Source organism: Fulvivirga kasyanovii, assembly GCF_009711405.1.
GTDB lineage: Bacteria > Bacteroidota > Bacteroidia > Cytophagales > Cyclobacteriaceae > Fulvivirga > Fulvivirga kasyanovii.
Map to the genome: position 1 here is coordinate 1 of NZ_SMLW01000609.1, position 26,383 is coordinate 26,383.

General features: G+C 41.5%; 12 protein-coding genes. 10 read left to right on the forward strand and 2 right to left on the reverse strand.

The genetic code is table 11. The features are described from left to right. The 3 genes from E1163_RS18955 to E1163_RS18965 all read left to right on the forward strand — a co-directional run. A partial coding sequence (locus E1163_RS18955) for an ABC transporter ATP-binding protein (protein ID WP_155174037.1) occupies positions 1-679 on the forward strand: 679 nt, incomplete at its 5' end. Next, entirely contained in the window at positions 679-3,240 is a 2,562-nt protein-coding gene (locus E1163_RS18960; RefSeq protein WP_155174038.1) for an ABC transporter permease, read from the forward strand. The genes E1163_RS18955 and E1163_RS18960, both read left to right, overlap by 1 nt. A 74-nt stretch (positions 3,241-3,314) precedes the next feature. Then, positions 3,315-6,599, forward strand: coding sequence for a DUF7948 domain-containing protein (locus E1163_RS18965; protein ID WP_155174039.1), 3,285 nt, complete (start codon positions 3,315-3,317; stop codon positions 6,597-6,599). Positions 6,600-6,690: 91 nt separating this feature from the next. On the opposite strand, the gene E1163_RS18970 is transcribed toward E1163_RS18965, so the two are convergent. Further along, a complete protein-coding gene (locus E1163_RS18970; protein ID WP_155174040.1) occupies positions 6,691-9,741 on the reverse strand; it encodes an ATP-binding cassette domain-containing protein in 3,051 nt (1,016 codons plus the stop codon). 112 nt (positions 9,742-9,853) lie between these two features. Then, positions 9,854-10,747, reverse strand: a complete 894-nt coding sequence (locus E1163_RS18975) for a hypothetical protein (RefSeq protein ID WP_155174041.1) — start codon at positions 10,745-10,747, stop codon at positions 9,854-9,856. Between the two features lie 275 nt (positions 10,748-11,022). Between E1163_RS18975 and E1163_RS18980 the strand changes: the two genes are divergently transcribed. The 7 genes from E1163_RS18980 to E1163_RS19010 form a co-directional block, all read left to right on the forward strand. Next, positions 11,023-11,439 (forward strand): response regulator, encoded by a 417-nt coding sequence (locus E1163_RS18980; protein WP_246223771.1) that lies wholly within the window; start codon positions 11,023-11,025, stop codon positions 11,437-11,439. A gap of 259 nt (positions 11,440-11,698) precedes the next feature. Further along, positions 11,699-13,447 carry a porin family protein gene (locus E1163_RS18985; protein ID WP_185156142.1) on the forward strand — a complete coding sequence of 583 codons (1,749 nt, stop codon included), beginning with the start codon at positions 11,699-11,701 and terminating at the stop codon, positions 13,445-13,447. Positions 13,448-13,607: 160 nt separating this feature from the next. Further along, the gene (locus E1163_RS18990) at positions 13,608-18,707 is read left to right on the forward strand and encodes a fibronectin type III domain-containing protein (protein ID WP_155174043.1); all 5,100 of its coding nucleotides are present in this window, start codon (positions 13,608-13,610) and stop codon (positions 18,705-18,707) included. 4 nt (positions 18,708-18,711) lie between these two features. Then, on the forward strand, positions 18,712-20,475 hold the full coding sequence (locus tag E1163_RS18995; protein ID WP_155174044.1) for a fibronectin type III domain-containing protein: 1,764 nt from the start codon (positions 18,712-18,714) through the stop codon (positions 20,473-20,475). Beyond that, complete coding sequence (locus tag E1163_RS19000; RefSeq protein WP_155174045.1) at positions 20,472-21,107, forward strand: fibronectin type III domain-containing protein; 636 nt, start codon at positions 20,472-20,474, stop codon at positions 21,105-21,107. The genes E1163_RS18995 and E1163_RS19000 overlap by 4 nt, the downstream gene beginning before the upstream one ends. A 9-nt stretch (positions 21,108-21,116) precedes the next feature. After that, a complete protein-coding gene (locus E1163_RS19005; RefSeq protein WP_155174046.1) occupies positions 21,117-25,766 on the forward strand; it encodes a hypothetical protein in 4,650 nt (1,549 codons plus the stop codon). A gap of 12 nt (positions 25,767-25,778) precedes the next feature. Next, positions 25,779-26,383 (forward strand): hypothetical protein (locus E1163_RS19010; protein WP_221418041.1); only part of this gene is annotated, 605 nt, incomplete at its 3' end.

Sequence of the window (26,383 nt, forward strand, 5' to 3'; positions counted from 1 at the left end):
AGTTGTAGAAAATCTCAAAAAATCATTCACCACCGGCGACAGAACCCTCACTGTGCTCGACGAAGTTTCGTTCAGTGTTCCCGAAGGAGCCAGTATTTCCATAGTGGGGCCGTCAGGAAGCGGTAAGACCACATTGCTGGGGCTTTGCGCAGGGCTGGATGTATCCACATCAGGGTCTGTATCACTGGTGGGTATCAAACTTAATGCCCTCAGTGAAGATGACCGTGCTTATGTCAGGAACCAGCATGTGGGATTTATCTTTCAGAATTTTCAACTGTTGCCCACACTTACTGCAATAGAAAACGTAACCGTGCCCCTGGAACTTCGGGGAGAGAAAAATTACCGGAAAAAGGCCCTCGACCTGCTTGACCGGGTAGGGCTGGCTGACAGGATCAACCATTACCCGTCGCAATTATCAGGAGGTGAGCAGCAGCGGGTGGCCATGGCCCGTGCCTTCATTAGTTCACCCAAGATCCTTTTTGCAGATGAACCTACGGGAAATCTGGATGAGGAAACAGCACATAAGGTTACTGAATTGCTTTTTGATATTAACCAATCGGAAGGTACTACCCTCGTGCTGGTTACTCATAACCTCGATTTGGCAGAGCATACCGAACGGATACTGCAACTTAAAGGAGGTAAACTGGTGTCTGATCAGAAATCGATGAAGGCAATTTGATGGAGTACATTATCAAAATCAAGAAGGAGAGCAGAAACCTGTTTAAAGACAAATGGGTTTGGAAGATGGCATATCGCGATGCGCGGAAAAACTTTTCCCGGTTGTTCCTTTTCATATCGTCAATTATTATAGGGATCGCTGCGTTGGTTTCCATTAACTCTTTTAATATAAACCTGCAGCGTAGTATAGATGAGCAAGCCAAGGATTTATTAGGCGCTGACCTTGTTGTAAATGCTAATAATGAGTTCGAAGATGACCTGCGGGCAATATTTGATTCCATACCCGGGCAGCAGGCTACTGAAGCCACTACAGCGTCTATGGCCATGTTCATGACCAGCTCACCCGGAACACGATTGATCAGGATTGTGGCCCTTGAAGGTGACTTCCCTTTTTATGGTGATCTGGAGACTTCACCCGGCAATGCCTATCAAATCATGAAGGAAGGCGCCTACGCTATGGTGGATGCAAACCTGGCAAGCCATTATGATATCAGCTCCGAAGACTCCATACGCCTGGGCAATAAAGTATTTAAAGTCGCAGGAGAGGTTAGTAAAATACCCGGTGGAGGTGGTATTCAAGCCACATTTACTCCGTCTGTCTATATATCCATGGAGAATCTCGACAGTACCGGCCTGGTGCAGTTTGGAAGCCGGGTGAATTATAAACAGTACTTTAAACTGGACACTAAGGAGCAGGTTGAAGCCGCCGTAGGTCAGGTTAAGCCCCTGGTAAAAAAATACGGGCATACATCAGAAACCGTAGAGGATAGAAAAAACAACCTGGGTGAAGGCTTTGAGAACCTTTATCGGTTTTTTAATCTATTGGCATTTGTAGCCCTGATCCTGGGATGTATAGGAGTGGCCAGCTCAGTGCATATTTATGTGAGGGAAAAACGCGAGATGGTGGCTGTTTTGAGATGTATCGGTACATCAGGCTGGCAGGCTTTTAACATCTTTTTCGTCCAAACCGTAGTTCTGGGTATCATAGGAAGTGCGCTTGGGGTACTGTTGGGCTTAGGTATACAATTTGCCCTGCCACCTTTGCTTCAGGAATTTATTCCGCTTGACCTGGAACTGCACATTGCCTGGAGCGCTGTAGTGGAAGGGTTGCTGCTGGGGCTGATGATCTCCCTGCTGTTTTCTGTTTTGCCGTTGGTAGCTGTCCGTTTTGTGCCACCGCTTTCCGTGCTAAGAACTAATTATGAACCGTTGAGGACATTCTCCAAAGTACGGATACTGGTGATTGTGCTGATCATACTCTTTCCTCTGGCATTTGCTACCTATCAAAGCGAAAGCTTTCTGGTAGGAGGGGCTTTCTTTGGAGCGCTGTTGGTAGCATTTGGCTGTCTTGCTCTGGTCGCTAACCTTTTGATGAAAGCTGTGAAACGGTTTTTCCCGCAAAACTGGAGCTTTGTATGGCGCCAAAGCCTGGCAAATTTATTCAGGCCCAATAACCAGACCCTCGTGCTTGTAGTGGTGATAGGCTTGGGTGCCTTTCTTATTGCAACCCTCAATATAGTACAAAATAGCCTGCTCAATCAGGTGGAATTTGTTGGCAGGGAAAATCAGTCGAATACCATACTCTTTGACATTCAGCCCCAGCAAAAAGAAGGTGTGATCAAACTGACCCGTGACAATGACCTGCCGGTACAGCAGGTAGTGCCCATTATTACCTGCAGGCTGAGTAGCGTAGCAGGCAAGACGATCACGGAGATACAAAATGATACCACCGATGCTATTCCTAACTGGGCCATTACGCGGGAGTACAGGGTAACTTACAGGGATACCCTCACTGCCTCGGAAACCATGGAAAAAGGTGTCGTGCAGCACATCTCCAATGATTCCATTTATGTAACCATATCTTCCGGTATGCAGGAAAATCTTCAGGTAGATGTGGGAGATTCCATTGTGTTTGATATTCAAGGTATACCTGTTACCACATACATCAGCGGTATCAGGGATGTAGAGTGGCCGAAAGACCCACCCAATTTCATTTTTGTGTTCCCGACAGAAGTGCTGGAAGAAGCGCCGCAAATATTTGTTCTCACTACAAGGATTGATGAAAAAGTAGAGGCCAACAGTTATCAAAGAGAACTGGTATCGCTCTTTCCTAATGTATCCCTGATAGACCTGAGGCTGGTGCTGGCTACCATTGATGAGTTTTTTGATAAAGTGTCATTTATTATCCAGTTTATGGCGCTGTTCAGCATCATAACAGGTTTGGTAGTATTGGCTGGTGCTGTGATCAACAGTAAATACCTGCGGTTAAAGGAGAATGTACTGTTGCGAACTATCGGCGCAGTGAGAAAACAGATTTGGGGCATGACCATCCTTGAATATGGATATCTGGGCTTTTTTGCAGGGTTTACAGGCATCAGTTTGTCTGTAGTGAGCGGTTGGGCATTGTCCATTTACTTTTTTGAGGTGGTTTTCCTGCCGGATATCGTCAGTCTTTTGCTGATATGGCTGGGAGTAATGATGCTCACGGTTTTTGTGGGCTGGTTCAATACAAGAGATGTAATTAACCGTTCTCCGCTGGAAGTACTCAGAAAAGAGGGATAGAATCATTATCTTTAAAATCAGTGTGATCACACCAAATATCAGGGTGTGGTTACTCCTTAGTTATTTTTGAGAGCATGAAGTTATTCCGATTCCTATTAGTATGTAGTGTTGCAGTATTTCATCTCCCGGAGGCCGGCGGTACGGGAGACCCTGCTTTAAGATTTATAGAGAATAAAGGCCAGTGGTCAGCCGATGCCCTTTTTGGTGCGGATATTCCCGGTGGCAATGTGTATGTCAGCAAGTCCGGGTTTACCTATGTCTTCTACGATACTGAAGCCATGCATCGCAGGCATGAGGGTTATGAAAAGCAGGAAGGGTATCTGCCCTCGGGAGCATTTTCTGAGCAGAGTGCAGATCAAAACACACTCGGCATTCACATATTTAATGCACAATTTGTAGGGGCACAAACTTCCGGTATACGTTCGGAAAACCCTGCCGGGACTTCATACAACTATTTTTATGGTAACAATCCCGATGAATGGGTAAGCCAGGCCCGGGCATTTGACAAGGTCTATCTGGAGCGGCTTTACGAGCAGATTGACCTGATTACCTACTCCACCGGCTATAACATGAAATATGACCTTGTGGTGAGAGATGGTGGTGATCCTGACAAAATAAAAATAGCGTACACGGGCCTTGATGATATTTATCTGAAAGAAGGAAGCCTGCATTTAAAGACTTCGGTCAACCAGGTCCAGGAATACAAACCTTTTGCATATCAGGTTATTGATGGTCGTCGCCAGCAGGTAGCGTGCGAATATGTGCTGGAGGATAACGTGCTCAGCTACAGTTTTTCCTCCGGTTACGATCCGTGCTATGATCTGGTTATTGACCCTATTCTTATATTTTCAACTTACTCAGGTTCCCCGGCGGATAACTGGGGCAACACCGCCACTTTTGGAGAGCGTGGCAAGCTTTATTCCGGAGGTATTACCAACCATTTCAGAGGAGGAGCTTATCTGGGAGAGTTTCCTGCCACTCCCGGAGCTTATCAGACTTCATGGGGTGGAATTTGGGACATTGCTATTTTAAAGTACGACTCTGCCGGCGCTCAACTTGAATATGCGACCTATCTCGGAGGTAGTGGCTCAGAGGTGCCGCTGAGCCTGATCATGAATCAGGATGAGGAGCTGGTTATTTTGGGGATAACGAATTCTACCGATTTTCCGGTAACGCCTGATGGATATCAGCAGGCATTTGGCGGAGGAAGCAGCATCAATACCATTTTGGGAGTGATTTTCGCTAATGGTTCGGATATGTTTGTTGCCAAACTAAGCAAAGACGGCAGCACGTTGACCGGGAGTACTTATTTCGGAGGTACCGGAAACGATGGCCTGAACCTCACCGGAGGTGATCTTACCAGGAACTATGGTGACCAGCAGAGGGGAGAAGTGTTTATTGATGACAACGATGATATTTATATTACAGGAAGTACAGGTTCCACGGACTTGTTTCCGGACCCTGCCATACCGTCCTTTGAGCGTAATTTTGGAGGAGGCATTACCGATGCCGTGATAGCCAAATTTAGCGGTGACCTGTCATCTTTACTATGGGGAGGTTACCTTGGGGGAAGTGAGGATGATGCCGGGTTTGCTATCAAAGTGGATAAAAACAGGAATGTGTATGCTGCAGGAGGAACTGAAAGCAGTGATTTTCCTGCGGCGGCAGACGGGCTAGATGATACTTACAACGGTGCCGTTGACGGTTGGGTAGGGCTGATCTACCATACAGGAGATTCTGTTGTGACCACTGCTTTCCTGGGTACGACAGATTATGATCAGGCTTACTTTCTGGACCTGGATGCCAGTGAAGATGTTTACATTCTGGGGCAAACCAGGGGGAGTTATCCCGTGTCTCCGGGTGTGTACAACAACCCCGGTTCCGGTCAGTTCATTCACAAGCTCAGCAATGACCTGACCCAGACCATATTTTCAACGACATTTGGATCAACAGGTCGCGGTGAACCCAATATATCGCCTACGGCTTTTTTGGTCAACGACTGTAATAACCTGTATGTGGCAGGGTGGGGAAACAACTCAGGGAATTTTACAGGGGGCAACTACTTAAATCTTTCCACAAAGGGATTGCCTACTACATCCGATGCCATAAGAAGGACCACCGACGGACAGGATTTTTACCTGTTCGTACTGGATGCCGATGCGACTTCTCTGCTGTATGCAACTTTTTTTGGTGGCTCTGGGGCACAAATTCATGTTGATGGGGGTACAAGCCGTTTTGATAAACGTGGAATTGTTTACCACTCTGTATGCGCCAGTTGCTCAGGAGGTTCTTCTTTCCCTACTACTGATGGCGCCTGGTCTCAGGTGAACGGAGCTAATGGAGGCTGTAATAATGCTGCTTTCAAATTTGACCTGGCATCGTTGCGGGCAAGGATACAAACCAATTCTGTGGCTCTTGACCAGCCTGGTCTGCAGCATGTTTGCATGCCTGATGATATCGTTTTTCAGAATCTGAGTATCGGAGGAAAAACCTATGAATGGACGTTTGGTGATGGCACGGGAACTACACGTGTTGATACCACCAATATAACGCATAACTACAAAGCCCCGGGTACTTACAAGGTCGTGCTCAGGGCAGTAGACGATGATACCTGTATCGGCGAAGATATTGCAACGACCACCGTAACAGTCTCCCGGCCGATGTTTACCGCCAGTGATGATACCCAGCTATGCTTTGGTGACGAATTGACATTGACGGCTTCCGGGGGCACTTCCTATCAATGGATCAGCGCAGACAGTACTTTCTCTTCCAATGAAAGAACTCCGGTAGTCTCACCTGAGCAGAATACAATTTACTATGTCACCATGACCGACGCCAATGGATGTGATGGTGGTGATACTGTCTTTGTGGAAGTGATCCCGCAGGTGGTGATCGACTTTGAATATGAAAAGCTGCATGATTGTTTTTCACGACCACCTGTCAGGTTTGTCAACAAAAGCGGAGAGGGGGACTCATTTCGCTGGATATTGGGAGATGGAAATACCTCTGAAGAGGATGAGTTTGTCTATCAATATGAAAGTGACGGAAGTTATAATGTAACCCTGGCGGGTACAAGAGAGTTTTGTGTGTTTGAAAAAAGTGCCAGTATTAATATGCGTACTGTTAGAATACCTAATGTGCTCACTCCCGGGGTTAAAGACCATAACGATACTTTTGTTATAGAATCAGATACTGATGTGCATTTAAAGATATTCAGCCGTTGGGGCAAGCTCTTATATGAAGATGAGAAATATAATAATACCTGGGATGGTGAAGACCATCCTTCCGGGGTATATTATTACGAGGCAGAGGTTGCGGAAGAAACCATCTGCAAAGGCTGGGTCCACCTTATCAAATAGGCTCATGGTCTGATCAGAGTACCAGCCAAAGTATTACCAGTGTGCAAAGAAAAATGATTACCGCAATCAGGTCTTTGTGTATCTTCATAAGTTATGATCTTCTTGCCAGGCTCTCTATACCGTTAATGATCTTCCTGGGGATGTTATAATAGAGTGTAAAGATAAGTACAATTGACATCAACCATATCACTCCGATGTTAAAATACAACGTATCAAAGGTGCCGCCGAGAATATGCTTTTTAGGCACATAGAACTGTGAGCGGTAGTCGAGCAGATGCTTAGGCTCAGGGTCTTTGTAGATAGGAAATATCTTTTGAACCAGTTCTCCGTGGGCCTCCAGTATGCGGTGAGGTTCGTTTTGGTTTTTTACGATCTCGGCAATGGTTTCATTGCGATAGCGGTCTTTCAGCTTTTCGAAAGCCTCACGCTCTTCTGTCGTTTCTGTCATGCTGACGATCAGCTTGTCTTTGGCCTGGTCAGCTTTATTGTACCGGGCTACATAAAAGGCTCTGAGCTTTTCCAGAAATTCATAAGTTTTCTGATAGGCTGTAGAATCAAACTTCTCCGGTATCAGCAGCTCAAGATGTTCAAATTTATCATGGCCCACTACCTGTAGCTCCTTTTCCAGTTCAGAACTCAAAATTTGCAGATTTTCAGCAAGATTTTCCCTGATCTCAGGTGTGTTCTTTCTGAAATTATTCAGGCTGTATTCCAGCTTGGTTTCCAGTGTAGGGATGTAGTATATTTTTTTGTAGTCTGACTCCGCCATTACCTTTTCATAAGGATAAAACATTTCCTCATATTCATTGTCCCTGAACTGTGATACCATGGCCGCTTCAAAGGCCCAGCGGGAAGCCATCATGTCACCCACCAGAGGTACTTCTCCCGTGCTGCTCAGGTCAGGGTTAAGTTTGTCAAACCTAACCACCACACCGCTCAGTACCAGTTGAGGGATAAGGAGAATTGGGATCATGATGTAAATGGTAACGGCCGAATTGAATGCCGAAGAAATGTTCAGCCCCATAATATTGGCCAGGCATGAGGTGGAAAACAGAATGGTCCAATGTATAAGAAACATATTGTCGATTTGGAGGATGGCATTTCCCACTATGACGAAAGTGAAAGTCTGTATGGCCGAAAGGGTAAACAGGATAGCTATTTTTGATGAGATGTAGCTGCCTCTGCTCAGGTGCAGAAAAGCTTCTCGTTTCAGTATTTTCTGATCACGAATGATCTCTTCGGCACTTACCGTGAGGCCCATAAACAAGGCTACAATGACACTCATGAAAAGGTATGCCGGAATGTTAGGGTTTTTGCTGAAAAGATATGTGGGGTCTTCCGAATGATACGTGTTGTAGTACCGGACGATGTAAGCCAGAATAAGGGCTAGCAGGGGAGCCTCCAGCAGGTTGATGATGAGGTACTGCTTGTTGCTAAGCTTCGAGAGCAGGTCCCGCGTGGTAAAAAGCTTGAGTTGCTTTAGCCGGTCAGGAATATTAAGTGTTGACTCTGGCGCTGTAGTTACCTTCCCGACCTTGGGAATAGAAGTCTTCTCCATGAAATACTGGTTCCACTGCTCAGGTGATACCTTTCTTTCATTGGTAAAGTTGCCGTACTCATTGATTACCTTGGTTTCAATGATATTAAAGATCTGCTCAGGGTTTACATTGCCGCATTCGTGGCACTCTCCCTGGTCACTGTTGATCAGGTTGATGATCTCTTTAAAATACACCACGGCCTCTACCGGATTGCCATAGTAGATCTGATAGCCACCCGTATCGAGGATCACCAGCTTGTCAAACATTTTAAAGATGTCGGATGATGGCTGGTGAATAACCACAAAGATCAACTTGCCTTTTAACGACAGTTCCTTGAGCAAGTCCATAATGTTTTCTGAGTCCCTGGATGAAAGGCCTGACGTAGGCTCATCAACGAACAGGATGGAAGGCTCACGCAACAACTCCAGGCCAATGTTGAGCCGCTTTCTCTGGCCCCCGCTAATGGTTTTTTCCAGTGGTGAGCCGACTTTCAGGTCTTTGGTTTCGTAAAGGCCGAGGTTGTTCAGCGTTTTGATCACCAGGTCTTTGATCTCCTCATCTTTAAGCTGGTCGAAGCAAAGCCGGGCGGCATAATAGAGGTTTTCATAAACTGTTAGCTCCTCTATTAGCAGGTCATCCTGGGGTACAAAGCCGATAACGCCTTTTACAAGGCTTTCCTGTTTGTGGATGTCTATATTGTTGATAAGTACCTGCCCTTCTGTGGGCCTGTCGCTGCCATTGAGTACGTGGAGCAGTGTTGATTTTCCTGCACCACTGGCTCCCATAAGCCCGATGAGCTTTCCGGATTCTTCGGCAATGTTGATGTTTCTGAGGCCAAGTTTACCATTCTTAAACCGATAAGAGATATTGCGTGCTTCAAAAGTGATCGGCCTTTCATTCTCGTTTTTGATGAAGCGGCTGATGATGTCGCCATAATAAACCGGCGAGGTTCTTTCAGCCCTTATGGTGGAACCGATAGCCAGAACTCCTTTTTTACCTGATTTTAAAGGAACACCGTTGAGGTAAAGGTCTGTCGAACCCTGATATTTTATAAAATAAGTGTCGGCCTTAGCCAGGTGCAGTATGGCTATAAATCCATTTAACCCTTCCCGCTTCAGGTGTTTAAATGCAGGATTATCATATTTTTTAGCATCAATGATCAGGATATTTGGCGCATCAAAGTCCTCATGTGATTTGCCAATCACAAACTTTTTAATGAGGTCAATTTCTTCCTTGGATACGTTAAATGAAGAGCCTATAGACCTCAGTAGCTCTTCCTCACGCTTTGAGATATGTCCGTCAGCCAGTATGATACCCATCAGCTCCAGAATGATCACCACCTTCTGTTTTTGAGTAAGCCCTTCATTGATCCGCACGCAGATACCTTCTATCCGGCGCTGCTCTTCTTCAATATCAATGGTATCATCAATGATGATCGAATCGCTATATTCATCAAATTCCTTTAGAAATTGAGGAACAGCATTCTTGTTGAGGTGGTCGACTAGAAATGCTTCAATTTGGTCCCTTTCCTGGGTAGTAACTTCATCTTCCTTTGCTACGATAGCAAAAAGCTGAATAATGGCTTTAAGTAAAGGTTCACTCATGAGTGATGGTTAAGCTGTAGTAATAGACAATTTACTAATTTAGTGTTTTGAGGGAATAAAAAAAGGGATTGAATTAAATTCAACCCCTTTTAAAGTTCTTAGTGTGTTTTGGTTACTCAACAATAGAGCTACGGATGGCAGCTACTTTTGAAGTGATTTCCTCCAAAGTTTTGTCGGTAAGTACCAGGTCAGCACGTTGATTTTTTATCTGATCTTCGATTTCCAGAGAATCATAATCTGCTTGCAGTGCGCGCAGGTCTTTCAATAGGCTGTCAATAGGAGCAGTATTCTCTACAGTACCTAACATTTCTACAAGGTCATCCAGTGATTTCTCCTGCTCAAGCACCACTCTGATAAGAGGGGTCAACACAAGGTTTCTGCTGTCCTCAGGAAGGATGTCTTTTGGATATGTCTTGATCAGCGCAGTAGAAATATAAAGTCCTTCAACAAAGCTTCCTGTAATGATCAGTGCAGCCAGTTTGTTTCGGTCATCATCTTTAAGGTATGACTCAGTTTTGTTTATAGTTTCGTTAAGAAGGTAAGATAATGAATCTTTTCTTGAAAGGTTGCTTTCAAACCTTTTGATCAGGTCAGTATCAAAAGCTCCTGTAACTCCCAGGTTATCAGCCAGTTTTTTAGCTGAACTCATATAGGTAAGTGCTTCCTGTACTTTGTCATAAGAAACCAGGTAGCCTATATCCGCTGCATAAACACCAAGGTTAAGGGCAGCTTTATCATTTCTTGAAGCATACTGGTCAGCTTTGCTGTTGTCATTGATCAATGACTGATTAAACTCAGCACCGGTAGCCTCCAAAAGGAATGGAATTTCAGAAGGAGAAGGTATTTCGTAAATCACTTCCTGAATTTGCTCTTTCAGGTCAGTTTCTGCCTGCTCAAACTCTTCTGAGGAATCAGTTTTTTCCTCATTTGTTTTTGAACCACAGGCAAACATGCCAAAAAGTAAAAGGAAGGATAAACAGATTGATCCTATAGATTTATAAGTCATAGTTTTCATGGTTAAATTATGATTCTCCAATTTTAAGATATTTTTTTTGCGAAAAAAACAGAAAGATTCATTTTTTGACGACTGGTTAGCATAGAAAATATTGATAATAAAGTCCTGAGCTGCTTTGATTTGAGAATTGTTATAGTATAATTTCTATAATATTTTACAAAGTTTTATTAAAGAGTGAAAATTATATGCATAGGGCATTGTTTTCACGGTGATGAATAACTATTATAGCTATTCATTTTTTGAACTAATGAGTTCTTGCGGGACAGATGAATAGAGAGTGTGCTGATATTGTCATGCTGATAGATGACAATGAAATAGATTTGTTTATTAATCAAAAGGTAATAGAGTTTTGTCGCTTTACCCGGAAGTTGCTTACCTATCATTCGGCACGGGAAGCTTTACAATATTTGCTTACTGCTCCTGAAACAGATATTCCCGATCTCATTTTCCTAGACCTGAATATGCCGGTAATAGACGGATTTAGGTTTCTTTATGAATTCTCACAATTTCCCGACCATGTCCGCAACAAGGCCTCAATCATTGTGCTCTCCAGCTCAGACAATATGAGGGACAAGGAAAAGATAGAAGTTAACCCCGATGTAATTAAGTTCCTTTCCAAACCGCTTAACGACCAGAAACTGGAGCAGATAAAAGTTATGGTTCAGAAAACTCAAGATGTGTAAGTTTTAATATTCTTCTTTAAAAACTTGTTTACGTAAGTTTTCTAAAAGTATTAATGAATTAAATCTGTGTTTAGCTATAATCTGGGCTTATATTTTAATTATTCCATTTTTTATGTAATTACCCATTTTGATATGGGTTATTGGTGTGTAATAAATCATTATAATCCTATAAAGGTACATTTATTTTGCTGCTGATTTGAGGAATTTAAAATAAATGCTCTTATATTTGAATCTTGTATTTAATTAATTTGATATTAAATTGGACATTTTTTGCAGAGCATTTTTAAGAGTGCCTTTTGAAGTTTTCTTTCTTACCTTTTTTCTGTTTAATAGCCAGTTGTTGTTTGCTCAGAATTTTGAGTCTGTTGGAAAAGAAAATCCATTGACAATTACTGGAGGAGCTTCTTTAAATCAGATATTTTATGCTGTTGATGGCATTGAATCAAGGAGAAATCCATATTCGTATTATGCATCAGGTAATGTAAATTTCAATCTTTATGGGTGGAGTATACCATTATCTTTTACATGGTCTAATCAACAGGGATCATTTCAACAACCCTTTAATCAATTTGGAATTCACCCTACTTATAAGTGGATAACAGGACACTTTGGCTATGCTAGTATGACCTTTTCACCTTATACGTTGGCTGGACATCTGTTTCTTGGCGCTGGAATAGAAGCCAGGCCTGGCAAGTGGCATATTAGTACTATGTATGGCAGATTACAACGAGCAGTGGAGCCAGATTCCCTAAATGAGAGCTCTGTAACACCGGCTTTTAAACGAATGGGGTACGGGGTTAAGGCCGGTTATGCCGACGGTAACGATTTTGTTCATTTTATAATTTTTGGCTCGAGAGATGATGCCTCATCTATTAACTATATTCCTGATAATGAAGAAATTTACCCTGAAGAAAACCTTGTTTTCAGTGTTGCCGGAGGCAAGGAGCTATTTTCCCGAATTGTCCTTTCCACAGAATACGCTATTAGTGGAATTACACGAGATACAAGAGCGGAAACTGTTAAAGTTGAAAAGTACAAAGTTTTTAATGCAGCAGGAGGTTTATTTACACCGCGCCTTTCTTCATCTTACTATAATGCATTTAAAACAGGCTTGACTTATCAGGCAGATGCATTCTCTGTGGGCTTAGGCTATGAAAGGATTGACCCGGGGTATAGAACTCACGGAGCTTATTACTTTAATAACGACCTTGAGAATTTAACGGCTAACGCAGCTACTGCGCTATTTTCAGGGAAAGTTAACATTGCTGTTAACGTAGGGGTGCAACGAGATAACCTTGATGATTCCAAAATAAGCTCAATGGAACGAATCGTTGGAGCAGTAAATGTGGGATATGCTGCCAGTGAAAGACTAAATTTTTCAGGTTCTTATTCTAGCTTTCAAACCTATACAAATATCAGATCGCAGTTTGTTGATATCAACCAACTGACACCGTATGATAATCTCGATACTTTAAATTATATACAAATCTCTCAAAATGCTACGCTGAATACTAATTATATTCTGAGCAACAATAAGGATCGTCGACAAAATCTAAACCTCAATCTAATCTTTCAGGACGCCTCTGATGAGCAAGGAGGAGTGAAGCAAGGTAGTGGCAATCAGTTCTATATGGCTAACACGGCGTATAGCATAACTTTAGTTCCAAAAAACATAACTGTTACGGGTTCTTTCAACTATAATAAAAATGAAGCTGCGACAATTAATGCCACAACTTTAGGCCCCACCCTTGCGATAAATAAATCACTAATGGATAGAAAAATGAGAATAGGTCTGTCTACATCATGGAATGAGTCCTATACTAATGGAGATAAAGTAAGTCGTGTGGCAAATGTGAGAGTAAATGGAGGTTACTCAATAAAAAAGAAGCATAATTTTAATGTAAGCCTGGTAGGTGTCAATCGTGAAAATAAGACTGAGGGCTCAACAGACTCTTTTGCTGAATTCACTGGAACAGTTGGTTATAGTTATTCTTTCAGCAGCAAATAGTTAAAAATATGAATTGTAAAGTACCATTAACGAAAATAAAAAGAAATATAGTTACTAAATGACATAAGATGGTATAAAACACCTGTTGATATTAAAGTTATTCATTAACGGATACCCTGTACCTAAAAATTTCTTGCCAATTAATTTATTAAAACTCGCAGTGATCAAAAGAATATTTATATCATTTTTCCTGTTATTAGCTACTGTTTCCATATATGGTCAGACATACCCTGTTCAGGCGACAACAACCCTTATTCCTCCATACTCTGTTTACATCGCAGATTATGTTGCTGTGGGTTCCGAAAGGCTGGCACTTAATATTTTTCTTGCCGATATCAACAGGCCAGAATTAAATGTACGCTTGCGCTTAAAAATTGAGGGGCAAGGAATTAAAATTGAAACTAAGCCAGAGTATCTGCCTCAGCCATTAACTTTAAGGGGAGGTGTTCCGGAAAGACTTACATCTGCTGATCTTGCAGCACTATTTCTACCGGAAAACTTGAATTTTCAAGGAATCACAAGGCAACAGTTCGAGAGATCAGGTGCTTTGCCTGAAGGATTATATCAATTTTGTTTTGAAGTGCTGGAATACAATAGGGGAGTTAAAATTTCAAACAGTGCCTGTGCTATGGCCTGGTTGATACTTAATGATCCACCAATTATCAACCTACCGCGAAATGGAGAAAAATTAAAAGCCCAGGAGCCTCAGTACGTCACATTTCAGTGGACACCACGGCATACCGGGTCTCCTAATTCAGCTTTTCTAACAGAATATGAATTCTCATTAGTTGAAGTTTGGCCTGATAATAGAAATCCAAATGATGCGATTCTTACAACTCCTCCTATTTATGAAACTGTTACGCAAAGCACCACACTTATTTATGGACCGGCGGAAACCCCATTGGTTCCTGGAAGGCGTTATGCGTTTCGAATAAGGGCAAAAAGTATGGTTGGTATAGATGAACTAAATCTTTTTAAGAATAATGGCTATAGCCAAACCCATACCTTTGTTTATGGAGATCCTTGTAATTTACCCAAGAGCATCGAAGCGAATGTTTTGAGCAGTACAAGATTTAAGGCAGAATGGATGCCATTGGAGAATCATACTTCCTTTAACTTGAGATATAGGAAAAAGGGGGAAGACAACAGCGACTGGATAGAAGAGAATACCTTTTTTGAGGAGCTTGAGGTTACATCCCTGCAACCAGGAACCACTTATGAATATCAGGTTTCCCCAAGTTGCGGATCGATACTTGGTGATTATTCGGAAATAGCGACTGTTACTACAGATGAGCGGCCGGATTCAGAGTTTGCATGTGGTACTGGTGAAGCCGATTATAATCTGGAGAATAAAGAATTGTTGGAATCGCTTCATCCGGGAGATTACATTTATGCGGGAGACTTTGATGTTAAAATAGACAGCGTTAGCGGTAGTGGAGGAACATTCACTGGTGGTGGTAAAGCTGAAATCCCATTTCTCAAATATGCTAAAGTTCGAACTACCTTCAAGGATATAAAGGTTAACACAGATTATCGCGTTATAGAAGGAAATGTTTATACCTATTGGGATCCTAAGAGTAAGCTTGCTTACGATGGAACCGAACCTGATACCGGAAATGAGGCAGTAGAAAATGATCCTGAAGGTTCTGAAAGTGGCGAGAGTGACACCCCATCAGACTCAGTTGAGCTAACAGACCCTATTGATAATATCTATACAGATTCTACGGGAAATGTGATAGTAGTGACCACTGCCGGGGATACCGTAACCGTTGGACCGGGGCAAAACATGGTTTTTAATACACCTGATGGTGGGTCAACCACAGTTGGTCCGGATGGTGTTACCTCTCTTAATAATGAAGGTGGTGCAACTGCAGGAACGGGAGGGGACAATGCTGCTGGCGATACAACCGCAGTTGCCGATGCAGATGTGAAATTTGGGCCATTGAGTATAAAATTCGCTCAAGCACCTCAATCGACAGGTACGGATGATGAAGGCTACTGTACTTTTGAAAAAGTCAAGGCCTCATTTATCCTAAATCTTGAGGGGCAATATGAGCTTTCAAAGCAAATTTCTATAGATAGCGCCACCATTTCATTTAAAAAGAAGTGTTCCGGTAATGAATACAAAGATATTGCCGTAAACTGGTCCCATAGTTCAGGTAAGGATATAGGCAAAATAAAGTTCATTGATGCTAAACTGAGAAATATTGACCTTAAAATTGATGGAGAAGGAAGACTTAGTGGATCTATTACACTTAATGCTTCGCTTAATGAAGATCAAGTTATTGATGAGGTTGTAAGAATTAAAAAGGGCGTAAACGGGGATTTCTCATTTAGCTATGATGATTCAAACAGCTTTAGAGGAAAGTTCCTGATGGGTGGTATTAAGGATGTAAATATTGATCTGTTAAAATCAGATAAAGCTCTGGCATCTTTAAAAAACGGTCAGCTCAATGACGAGGGTGTGTTAACGGGAGATTTGATGGCACAGCCTGGATCAGTCAGTTATACTTCTGATAATATAAATGTTGTCGTTGACAATTTACAGGCGAATATTTCATATTCATTTTTTGAAGGGTTGACTATTAATTCAGGAAAAGGGCAATTTACCCTTTCGGGAATTAAAGGTCTTGATGGCAGTCTTATAGTAGGGTTAGATATTAATGAGGATATTTTTACCACCAGCATTACTTCCTCAAAACTATCGGGCTTTGGTTTGGAGTTTTCCAAAATGAATATCAGAGCTGTTATGGATAAGAACTTCAACTTTGATGAGATTAACGGCTCTCTAAAAATCAAACATGACAAGTTCAACACTACGATTGGTATCCAGCAATTTCTTATAAAAGATGGGGAGCTTAAGTCGTTTAAAGGAAACGGCCAGATTGTCTATTTTGATAACAAAGTCAATATTACCAACACCACTTATGACTCGGAGACTGATCTTATTGTATTGGACGCTAATGTAGAAATGGAGGAGAATGGAGTAAAAATAGCGGCATCGGTTGATGACTTTACTATAGACCGTAATGGGAATATTACCTTTGATGGAATAAATGCCAATGTTTCCGGGCAGCTATACTTTGGGCCTGTAACAGTAGCTCTAACGGGTGAAACAAAGGAGCTTGATAAAGGAACATGGAGAAGTTATAATGCTGAAGCCTCAATCTATCTTAAGATGAAGGATAAAAAGATCGAGAAGGAAGTGGCGATAGCAAAAGCACTTGTAGCATTTGAAAAACACAAAAGCAAGTCGAGATATAGAAACATTAGGGTTAGTGTGGATGAGAAAAACATACCTGTTGGAGAACTCTACGGCATTGAGGCCGCCATTAAGGCTTTAAAATTGACCATTGATACGGATGCTGAATACATTTCAGGAGACCAGACAGAACAAGCCGAAGTTAATTTAAGTGGGGAAAGTAAAGTGACGCTGGTTGCTAGCCTAAATGAAGATAAAGAGCTAAGTCAATTAATTACCTTGAAGAAGGGTCTTGAAGGACAAATAACTTTTCAGTTTGAGAAAGGAAAGGATTATAAAGGATCCTTCGACTTTGGAGGCATCAAAAAACTGAATCTACTGGTTGAGAAAAACGATAAGGAAATTGCTGCGTTGAAAAATGCAGTTGTTGATAAAGATGGAAAGCTAAGTGGCAAAATTACCGGCTTGCCGGGAGCTGTCTATAAGTCGGGAGGCTTTGATGTTAAGGTAGACAAACTTGAATTTGATGTTAGTTTAGATTTGGCAGCAGGGTTCAATAGCCTCAAAGTACTATCAGGAAATGGTAAGTTCACTGTTAACAATATTACAGGTGTTGATGGAGCATTTAAATTGGGTATGGCATATGGAGTAGATGGCAATTTTAATGCAGAATTGCTAAGCAAGGAAAGTGAAATAAAAGCCTTTGGTATGGTACTTAAGGATCTCAACCTTAAAGCTGATTTTACTGAGGCTCTAGAGTTAAATAAAATTGAAGGGTCGTTGAAAGCTTCTCACAGCCAGTTTGATGCGGCACTTAATGTGACAAAATTCAAGGTAGAGTCTGGAGATTTGACTGTTTTGGAAGCAACTGGCGCTGTAAGTTACAAAGACTTCAACTTCGAGCTACTCAAATCTTCTTATGCAAACGAGAAGCTTTCTATTTCAGCTAAAGTACAGATCGATGATGCAGGGAAGTTGGCGGTTGACAAGTTTGTAATTGACAAAGATGGTTATATTTCTGTAGGTAAAATAGCCGGTGAGTTGAAGAAACCTATGGTGGCAATGAAATTCAATGCTTCTTTTAAGGAACAGGGGTTTCATGGAAAATTTACCGGTAATCTTAAACTTATAGGTGTTTCAGGTGAACTTGATTTTGGGACTGAGTCAAACTATACATACGGTTATTTAAAATTGACCAGTGAAGCTAACAAGGGGATTCCGCTAGGACCAACCGGGTTACAGTTAACTAAAGTTGGTGGACAGTTAGGATATAACTATTATCTGGATTTTAGTGCAAATAAATTTACAGGAGGTCCAAAGCAGTATAACTACCTTATAGGACTTACCCTGGGTATTTCTGACATGGCCAATATGTTTGCGGCTGAGGGTACATCAGTGGTGCAGTTTGGTGAAGATAAGCTACAGCTCAACCTAAGTGGAAATATCAAGGCACCGAGAACAAATCCAATTATACAATCAGATTTTAAAGTCAACTATTATTTGCCTGATAATACACTGGACGGAATGCTAAGCGTCGACGTTAATGTGCCGGCAAATTCCGGATTTGTATTTGAAACCACCAGTCCTGCTAATTTGAGCTTCAGCTATGCCAATTCCGAGTGGCATGTTGACGGAGGGGTTAATGCCAAAATGTTCAGAGAAATAACCTTTACAGGAAACACTTCATTAGGTAGGACAGAATCAGCTATTTCGGGATATATAAAAGGTCAGGCATACTACTCTTATGCTAAGACATTTAATTATGGGTGGTCTTTCGCTTCAGTTTCAGGAAGTCTGGACGTGGGTTTTAATTCGGGTATCAATGCCAATATTGACAACAATGGTATAAGCGGAAATATTAATGTTCATGTTTATGGGCATGGAAGCTTAGAGGTTTCTACACTCGTTAAGGATGCTTCAGCGTCAGTGTCTTTGGATTGTAATGCGGAGGTAAGTTACACTAATAGTCAAGGAAGACTGAAGGGAGATGCTTCAGTCTCGGTTCAAAGTTCAATCATAGATTTTGAGGAATCGGTTTCAATAGATAAAACATTTTAGGCAGATGGGCAAAGTGAAAATAACGGTTTTATTTCTTCTGATGATCTCCTGGCAAAGCGGCGTACTGGGACAGGATATCGTATTCCTTGGCGAAGGGAGAATGGAAGAGGTGAGACTTTTTTGGATACCAGCAAAAGGATGGGATGATAATTTGGATGGATTCAATGTTAAACGGAAAGTGGGTGAGAATTGGATACTTTTGAACAGTACACCAATTGTGCCTGGAACATCTATAACAAAAGGTCTGGATAATTTGGGGCTTGGCGATAAGACAAATAATCTTGTTGAAAAACGCCAAACCATGATTCGTTCAGGTAACCTTAAGTCAATCGAGACCGATGATATGATCGATGCTTTGAAAAATGAAAATACGGTAAAAGGCCTTTCTGTAGCTCTGAACCTGGATTTTGACGTTGCTCTGATTAGTGGATTTGGATTAGTTGACAGGGAGATAGGAGATGAAGGTTTCTATATCTATGGTCTGTTTCCAGTGTATGATGGCCAAGAAACGGATAAACCTGTTTCAATATTTGAATGGGAAAACCGCACAACTCCCGAATATAAGGTGTCAATGCAAGGCGCTTTAAAATCGGCTAGTAGTAAGAGAAAGGAAGTGGAACTGGTCTGGAAAGTTGATATTGAAGAGTATAAAAAATATGATGTGCTGAACGGGTTTAATATTTATCGTAAATCAGAAGGAGGTGAATATACAAGACTCAATGAAACCCCTATATGGGTTTCCCTTAAGCAAAAATCAGCAAGTTTATATTATAAGGACGAAGGTGTAGACCTTGAAAAAAACTATACCTATGCAGCGGCGCCCAACACTATATTTAATACACATGGTACCTATGCGGAGGTAAAAGTAGAGGTGCAGGAGATGCCGGAAACTATGAATCCTCCGGTTTTGTCTGCGCCGGAGAAAGGTCAGAATTCCTTGCTGATGAATTGGTCCTTCTCTAACACACAAGAACCGTTCATCAAAGGGTTTTATGTGCAGTTGGCTGATGAAAATAATGTTTTCGGGAATATTTCAGAACTGCTGGCTCCCAATATCAGAAGTTTTAATTTCTTGAAAGCCCCGGAGCCTGATAATAAATACTATCACTTCAAAGTGATAGCTGTTACGCAGGACGGACTTGAATTATGGAGCAATCGTAAAATCTTTTTTAATAAGGTAATAACCACCCCGTCGGCACCCCAGACACTATCTACAGAATTGGTTGCAGACAATGGTCAAAGAAGTGTAAAGCTTGAATGGCAGGCACCTGCCCAAAATGCAGAGCATGTAACAGAATATTATTTGTACTCCAGTAGTCCGGGTGATGATAGAGTGGTGAAGGAGGGAAGCCTGAACTCAATCATCGAAACATCCTACATATTTCCTGTATATAATACAAGAGCAGCACAATACACATTTGCGATTAGCGCCACAAATGACCAAAATGAGGAAAGCCCGTTAAGTGAAAAGGTTACTATAATGGTGCCCTCAGAATCTTTACCATTTGTCAATATATGGCCGGTTACCAAAGAAAACGGTGTGATTACTTTGAATTGGAAGTATCCTGAAGATATATTGGATCTGGCAGGTTTCAGATTGTTCCAAAATGGTGAGCTTATAGCAGATGAAAATACTCTAGAGGCGGGAAGTCGCCAATGGGTATCGTCACAACTTGAACCAGGAAATTACAACTATGAATTAATTGCAGTCTCTTTGACCGATGTGCAGAGCGAAAAATCACAAGCTAGAAAATTTAATATTGAATGAGGATATTTTTAATAATAGTGCTGTTTAGCATAGGGGTGGACTGTTTCGCGCAGAAACTGCCCGTGCCGCAAGGTCTTACAGCAAAAGTTGTCAACCATGAAAACTCCAGGGCAGTGGTGCTTACCTGGAATAAAAGTACTTGGCACGGGGGCGAGTTGGGGTATAATCTATTGGTTAAATTTCCTGACAATAACTACTTTTTACTTTATCAAGATGCGGGCGTAATTTATGATACCACCTATACTTTTGAAGTTGCCGATAGCCAGTCTTCCCATTGGCAATTTGCTGTAATGGCCGTTGAAAACTTCCCTGAAGTAATCAGAAGTACACAGAGCGAGCCAGTCGATGTTATACTCCCGTCACTTTCTCTGCCAAACATTGAAATATCAAGTTTAAAATATGAAAATGGAGTGGTTACACTCGTTTGGGATTACTCTATTTCCATAAGTGATTTGAAAGGCTATAACATATATGTTAATGATGACCTGATTGATACTGTAGATAAAAAGGGACAGATGGCCTGGACAGATAAATTTCAAGGGAAGGGCAAGTACATCTTTCAAATATCAGCGGTATCTAACTCTGGGGTTGAAAGTAGCAAATCACAAAAGAAGTTATTAAAAATTGAATAAGAGGCTGAAATGAAGAAACATTTACTAATATTCTTTTCATTACTACTAAGCTTGGGAGTTCATGCTGATCCTACCGATAAAGACAAAGAGTCGAAGGAAACATCTTCAAAAGATGAAGTGGCAGCAACTACTACTTATAATAAGGCATATAGCCCCCCTCTCAGCAGAAGATTCGATGATATTGATTCAGCTCCTTTAAATACGGAAGCTCCCGATCGGCTTATTGCAGATAATTTTGATGCCCCGTTACCTGATACACTGGAATATTACAAGAAGCGTGCTCTTGAGCTGGATGAATTTATTAGCTCAAATGACAAATTCGTAGATATTCTCGATGAAAAGACTTTGATTGATATGCCTGTCGGCCTTAAAAAGGATGTTGGTGGGCTGAGGTATAGCATATCTTTGGATAGCATTGTTATGACTCCACAAGGAGCCTATCTAATTGCCTATATGGTTTTTGAAGAACCATCCAGTGGCAAGAAACTGGCATTCAGAGGTACAAACATAAAACTGACAAAAAATGGTGGACTTACGGGTAATGCCAGACTTGAACTTATTGGAAATCAATCTATTAATCTATTTGGGGAGAAATCCCTGATCACCCTTAGGGGGGATGGATCAACTTATGTTGATTTCGATTGTAATGGATTTAAAATGATGGGAGTGGGTGCCGACATCCTGTTCTCAAGGGATCTGTTCATACCTGAGAACCCTGATGGCTCGCGAGGTGCAGGAAGATTGAAGACTAGCTTTACCACTACATTAAGCAATTGGAATGATCTTATTGTAGAGGTTAATATGCCTGTATTTCAAGTTAAAGATCTTGAGGGTGTCGGGTTTAGGGTGAAAACTGCTGTATTTGATTTTTCTGATTACCGTAACGCACCAGCGGTAAAGTTTCCTGAAGATTATCAGTCACCGGCATTAATAGCTGGCGTGCCCAATCTGTGGAGAGGCTTTTACCTGAGAGAATTGTCGATATCACTTCCGAAGCAATTTAAATCCAAGGGAAGCTCCGAAAGGAAGAAATTCGGTGCCTATGATGTCCTCATCGATAATATGGGTTTCACGGGTAGCCTTGTTGCCTCAAATATTATACAGAAACAGAATGGTGACATGAACGGGTGGACCTATTCTCTTGATAAAATAGCTATTGATATAGAAGCTAACCGATTAACCTCCGGTAGTTTTAGTGGTGATATTATAATTCCAGTAAGTAAAGAAGACAAAGCTTTTCAATATTCCGCAATTATTAATACCGGCAATGAATATATCTTCAATGTTGAGTCTGCTGATAGTATTGAGTTCGCGATGTTCAAAACCAGTAAAGTAGAGATATTCCCATCATCTTATCTCGAAATAAAAGTAAAGGATGGAGAATTTCGGCCTAAGGCTAATCTGCATGGCACAATGAATATTAAAGCTGAGTTGGGTAAAGGGAAAAAAGGAGTAGAGCTGGCAGATATCAGCTTTGAGAATTTAGAAATACAATCCGTAAAGCCATATATCAAGGTTGGGAATTTTTCTTTTGGCTCTGAAGCAGGACAACAGGCCATGGCCAATTTTCCCGTTAGTATTAACAATATCGGGATGAAGAACATTTCCGATACTGAAGTTGGGCTTGATTTTGATCTACTTTTAAACCTTACAGGCTCAGATGGTGGTGCTTTTGCTGCTGATGCAGGGCTGACCATAGTAGGAGAAATGCCCTCTGCTGACGAGCAAAAATGGGTGTATAAGGATATTGAGGTTCGCAAAATTGCCATTGATATAGATGGAGGAGCGTTTAAATTCAAGGGGAGCCTGACATTTTATAAGAATGACGTAGTTTATGGAGAAGGCTTTAACGGACAAGTAGATGCAGAGTTTAAGCCGGGAATAAAAGTTAAGGCGACAGCTATATTTGGCAATGTAGACGGTTACAGGTATTGGTATGCAGATGCATTGGCTTCATTTCCGGGAGGTGTTCCTATTTTTACTGGTGTAGGTGTATATGGTTTTGGAGGAGGAGCTTATTACCGAATGGCAATGGATACCGAGGGAGCTGGTAGTGATTTAGGAAGGACCGTTTCAGGAATTGTCTATGTACCCAAAGAGAATGCGGGACTGGGTTTAAAAGCAACAATAGAAATTGGGTCTCATCCTAAACCTGAAGCTTTTAATGGCGACGCTACATTTGAAGTAGCCTTCTTTAAAGGTGGTGGAATCAGATATATTTCGTTTAAAGGAAATGGATACATGGCCACCCCTCCTGCCGATGGTGCGTTAGCGAAGCTTAAGGAAAAAACACAGAAGTTGGCTGCTGCAGTGGCAAAAGCGGAAAAAGCCGTTGCGAGTACAGGGGCTGGGGTATTACTTGCTTCAAACCCGGAAAATGATCAGACGACAACACAGATATATGGTCAGATCGGTGATGCTGCGGGTAAAAAGGGTCAGATTTCGGCACATGTCTTTATAAGTTACGATTTTGAAAACAGAGTGCTTCATGGAAATTTTGAAGCTTACATGAATGTTGCAGGAGGGCTAATTAAAGGTGTTGGTGACGGGGGGCGTGCCGGATGGGCAGTTCTGCATTTTGCGCCTGACGAATGGTATGTGTATGTAGGTACGCCTGACGATCGGATAGGCTTGTCCATGGGAGTGGGACCTATCAGAGCAGAAGCAACCAGTTACTTTATGGTAGGAACAAGTATACCTGGTAGCCCGCCACCACCACAGAATGTTTCTGATATTCTCGGAGGAGAGGATCTTGACTACATGCGTGATCTTAATGCGTTGGGTAATGGTGCCGGGTTTGCTTTTGGAGCCTCCTTTGGCGTTGATACCGGAGATATGACATTCCTGATGTTCTATGCAAGGTTAGCAGCAGGAGCTGGGTTTGATATTATGCTAAAGGATTACGGGAATGCCAGTTGTGTGGGAAGGAGTGGGCCAATCGGAATTAATGGATGGTATGCCAATGGTCAAGCCTATGCCTATTTTGAAGGTAAGGTAGGTATTAAGGTTAAAGTTTTTGGCAAGCGGAAGAAAATAGATATTCTGAGTCTTGGAGCTGCGGCTGTATTGCAGGCTAAACTACCGAACCCATTCTGGATGAAAGGTGTTGTAGGCGGCTACTTCAGCGTTTTAGGAGGCTTGGTTAAAGGTAATTGCAAATTTGAGGTAACTCTGGGTGAAGAATGTGAGCTGGTAGGTGTTGGAAGTGCTGTTGAGGGCATAAAGGTAATTGCAGAAGTTACCCCGAATGAAGGCGAAAAGGAAGTGAGTGTATTTAACACGCCTCAGGCTGTATTTAATATGCCGGTAGATGAGGTTTTTGAAATGATAGATTTGGATGGAAAAAAGAAATCTTTCAGAATAAAACTTGATGAATTCAAATTGGTATCTGGGGGTTATGAAGTACCAGGAGAGACAGAGTGGAATGATCATCACGATGTAATGGCTTTTAATTCCTTTGATATTTTCCCTTCTGAAAAGGAAATGAAGGTTATTGTTCAGGTAAGTTTTGAAGAAAAGGTATCCGGCTCATGGACGCCAGTGATTGTGGATGGTAAAAAATATACAGAGCGAATGGAGGCCATGTTTACATCAGGGGAAGCGCCGGATTACATACCATTGGAGAATGTTAAGTACAGTTATCCTGTTGTCAATCAGCTCAATTTTTACAAAGATGAGTATAACAAAGGATATATAAAGCTCAAAAAAGGACAGCCGGATTTATTTAAGGTAGATGATGAGTGGGTGCAAAAGGGGAGGTTTACCACTTCTGGCGGAAGCCCATTATTTTTTAATTACACTTATACCAATAGTAGCAGAGAGGTAAATTTTAACCTGCCGAGTAACCTAAAAAATGATCAGATATATGCTTTTGAGCTTGTTAATTTGCCGGCAAAGGAGGCGGCTGAGATAGACAGGAATATTAGTGATGTGTCAAATAACTTCGATTCTGGCGATCAAGAAATTGATATGGAAATGACCACGAAGGAGGCTGAAGGAGTTATTGCAGAACTACAGGAGAAAGCTATATTTACCTCTTATTTTAGATCAAGTTCATTTAGCACTTTAGAAAACAAACTTTCTTCAGGTAGCCTCATTAAAGCTTATTCATGGGGTATTTTACCCGGAATCGATGAGTTAAAGGCGCGATACCTTTTGTCTGAGGCATTTGATAAATATGAGATAAACAATGAGGAAGAAAATTTAATTGTTCTTGAGGCCAGTATGAATAATAATAATTGGTACGTTAGCCTTGTTAAGCCTCTCGTTTATGATGATTACCCGATCCAAGGCAAGCTTAAACTACCCGATGAAAGAGTAGCTTCTTATTTGGGAGTACCCCCTTCAAGAGCTGTATATATAATACAAGAAACAGATAATCTGGAGCTGGATATAGAAGGAGAGCAACCGGACTTATCTAGTATTCCTATTAGAGTTCTTTATAACCTGGCTTATGAAATGAATAAGGATTACATGTATTTACTTAATCAGGTGGCCAATGAGTCCATTAATGTAAGTACTCCTCGGATGAATTATTTTTTGCTTACTCCATTTCCTGTTCTTCGCCGAGATCATTATAGTGTTAGAATGCAGTATTATCTACCTGGTATTAGGGAGAAAGGATCCGGAAAAACTATTATTATAGATTATACCTATTGAATTAATCATTAAATGAATAAGTTAATTATTGTAATCTCACTCTTTATGTGCATTTACTCCCAAGGAGTTGGACAGGGTGTTGAGAAAGATAGTATCATTGTCCGGGCAAAAGTCTATGAAGATTCAATTGCCCTACGTTGGGCCCCTACTAATCATATATTATGGCAGCAACTCAATCAATATGGTTATACTATTGAACGATTTACGATCATAAGGGACTCTATAGTTTTAAATGATAAGCCCAAATTTGTTATAAGTACTGATATTCGGCCATATCCGGCTAATACATGGCTCAAAATTATTGATGAAAATGATTACGCGGCTATTGCAGCACAGGCAATTTACGGGGAGTCCTTTGAAGTATCTACTGGGGATGGAGCAGACATCGCTTCAATAGTGAATCAAGTTCAGGAGCAAGAGATGCGCTTTGCATATGGATTGCTAGCTGCTGATATGTCATACGAAGTTGCAAAAATGGAAGGGTTAGCTTTTGTTGATACAGCAGTGGTTAACTCAGAGAAATATTTATATAGAGTTTACGCAAATCTTCCTGATACAACAGTCAAAACTTATGGTTACGTTTTCAGTGGGGCAAGTGATAATACAACTCTGCCTGT

Coding starts and splice junctions, on each gene's coding strand:
- E1163_RS18960 (WP_155174038.1), top strand. CDS start 679: ATGGAGTACATTATCAAAATCAAGAAGGAGAGCAGAAACCTGTTTAAA.
- E1163_RS18965 (WP_155174039.1), top strand. CDS start 3,315: ATGAAGTTATTCCGATTCCTATTAGTATGTAGTGTTGCAGTATTTCAT.
- E1163_RS18970 (WP_155174040.1), bottom strand. CDS start 9,741: ATGAGTGAACCTTTACTTAAAGCCATTATTCAGCTTTTTGCTATCGTA.
- E1163_RS18975 (WP_155174041.1), bottom strand. CDS start 10,747: ATGACTTATAAATCTATAGGATCAATCTGTTTATCCTTCCTTTTACTT.
- E1163_RS18980 (WP_246223771.1), top strand. CDS start 11,023: ATGAATAGAGAGTGTGCTGATATTGTCATGCTGATAGATGACAATGAA.
- E1163_RS18995 (WP_155174044.1), top strand. CDS start 18,712: ATGGGCAAAGTGAAAATAACGGTTTTATTTCTTCTGATGATCTCCTGG.
- E1163_RS19000 (WP_155174045.1), top strand. CDS start 20,472: ATGAGGATATTTTTAATAATAGTGCTGTTTAGCATAGGGGTGGACTGT.
- E1163_RS19005 (WP_155174046.1), top strand. CDS start 21,117: ATGAAGAAACATTTACTAATATTCTTTTCATTACTACTAAGCTTGGGA.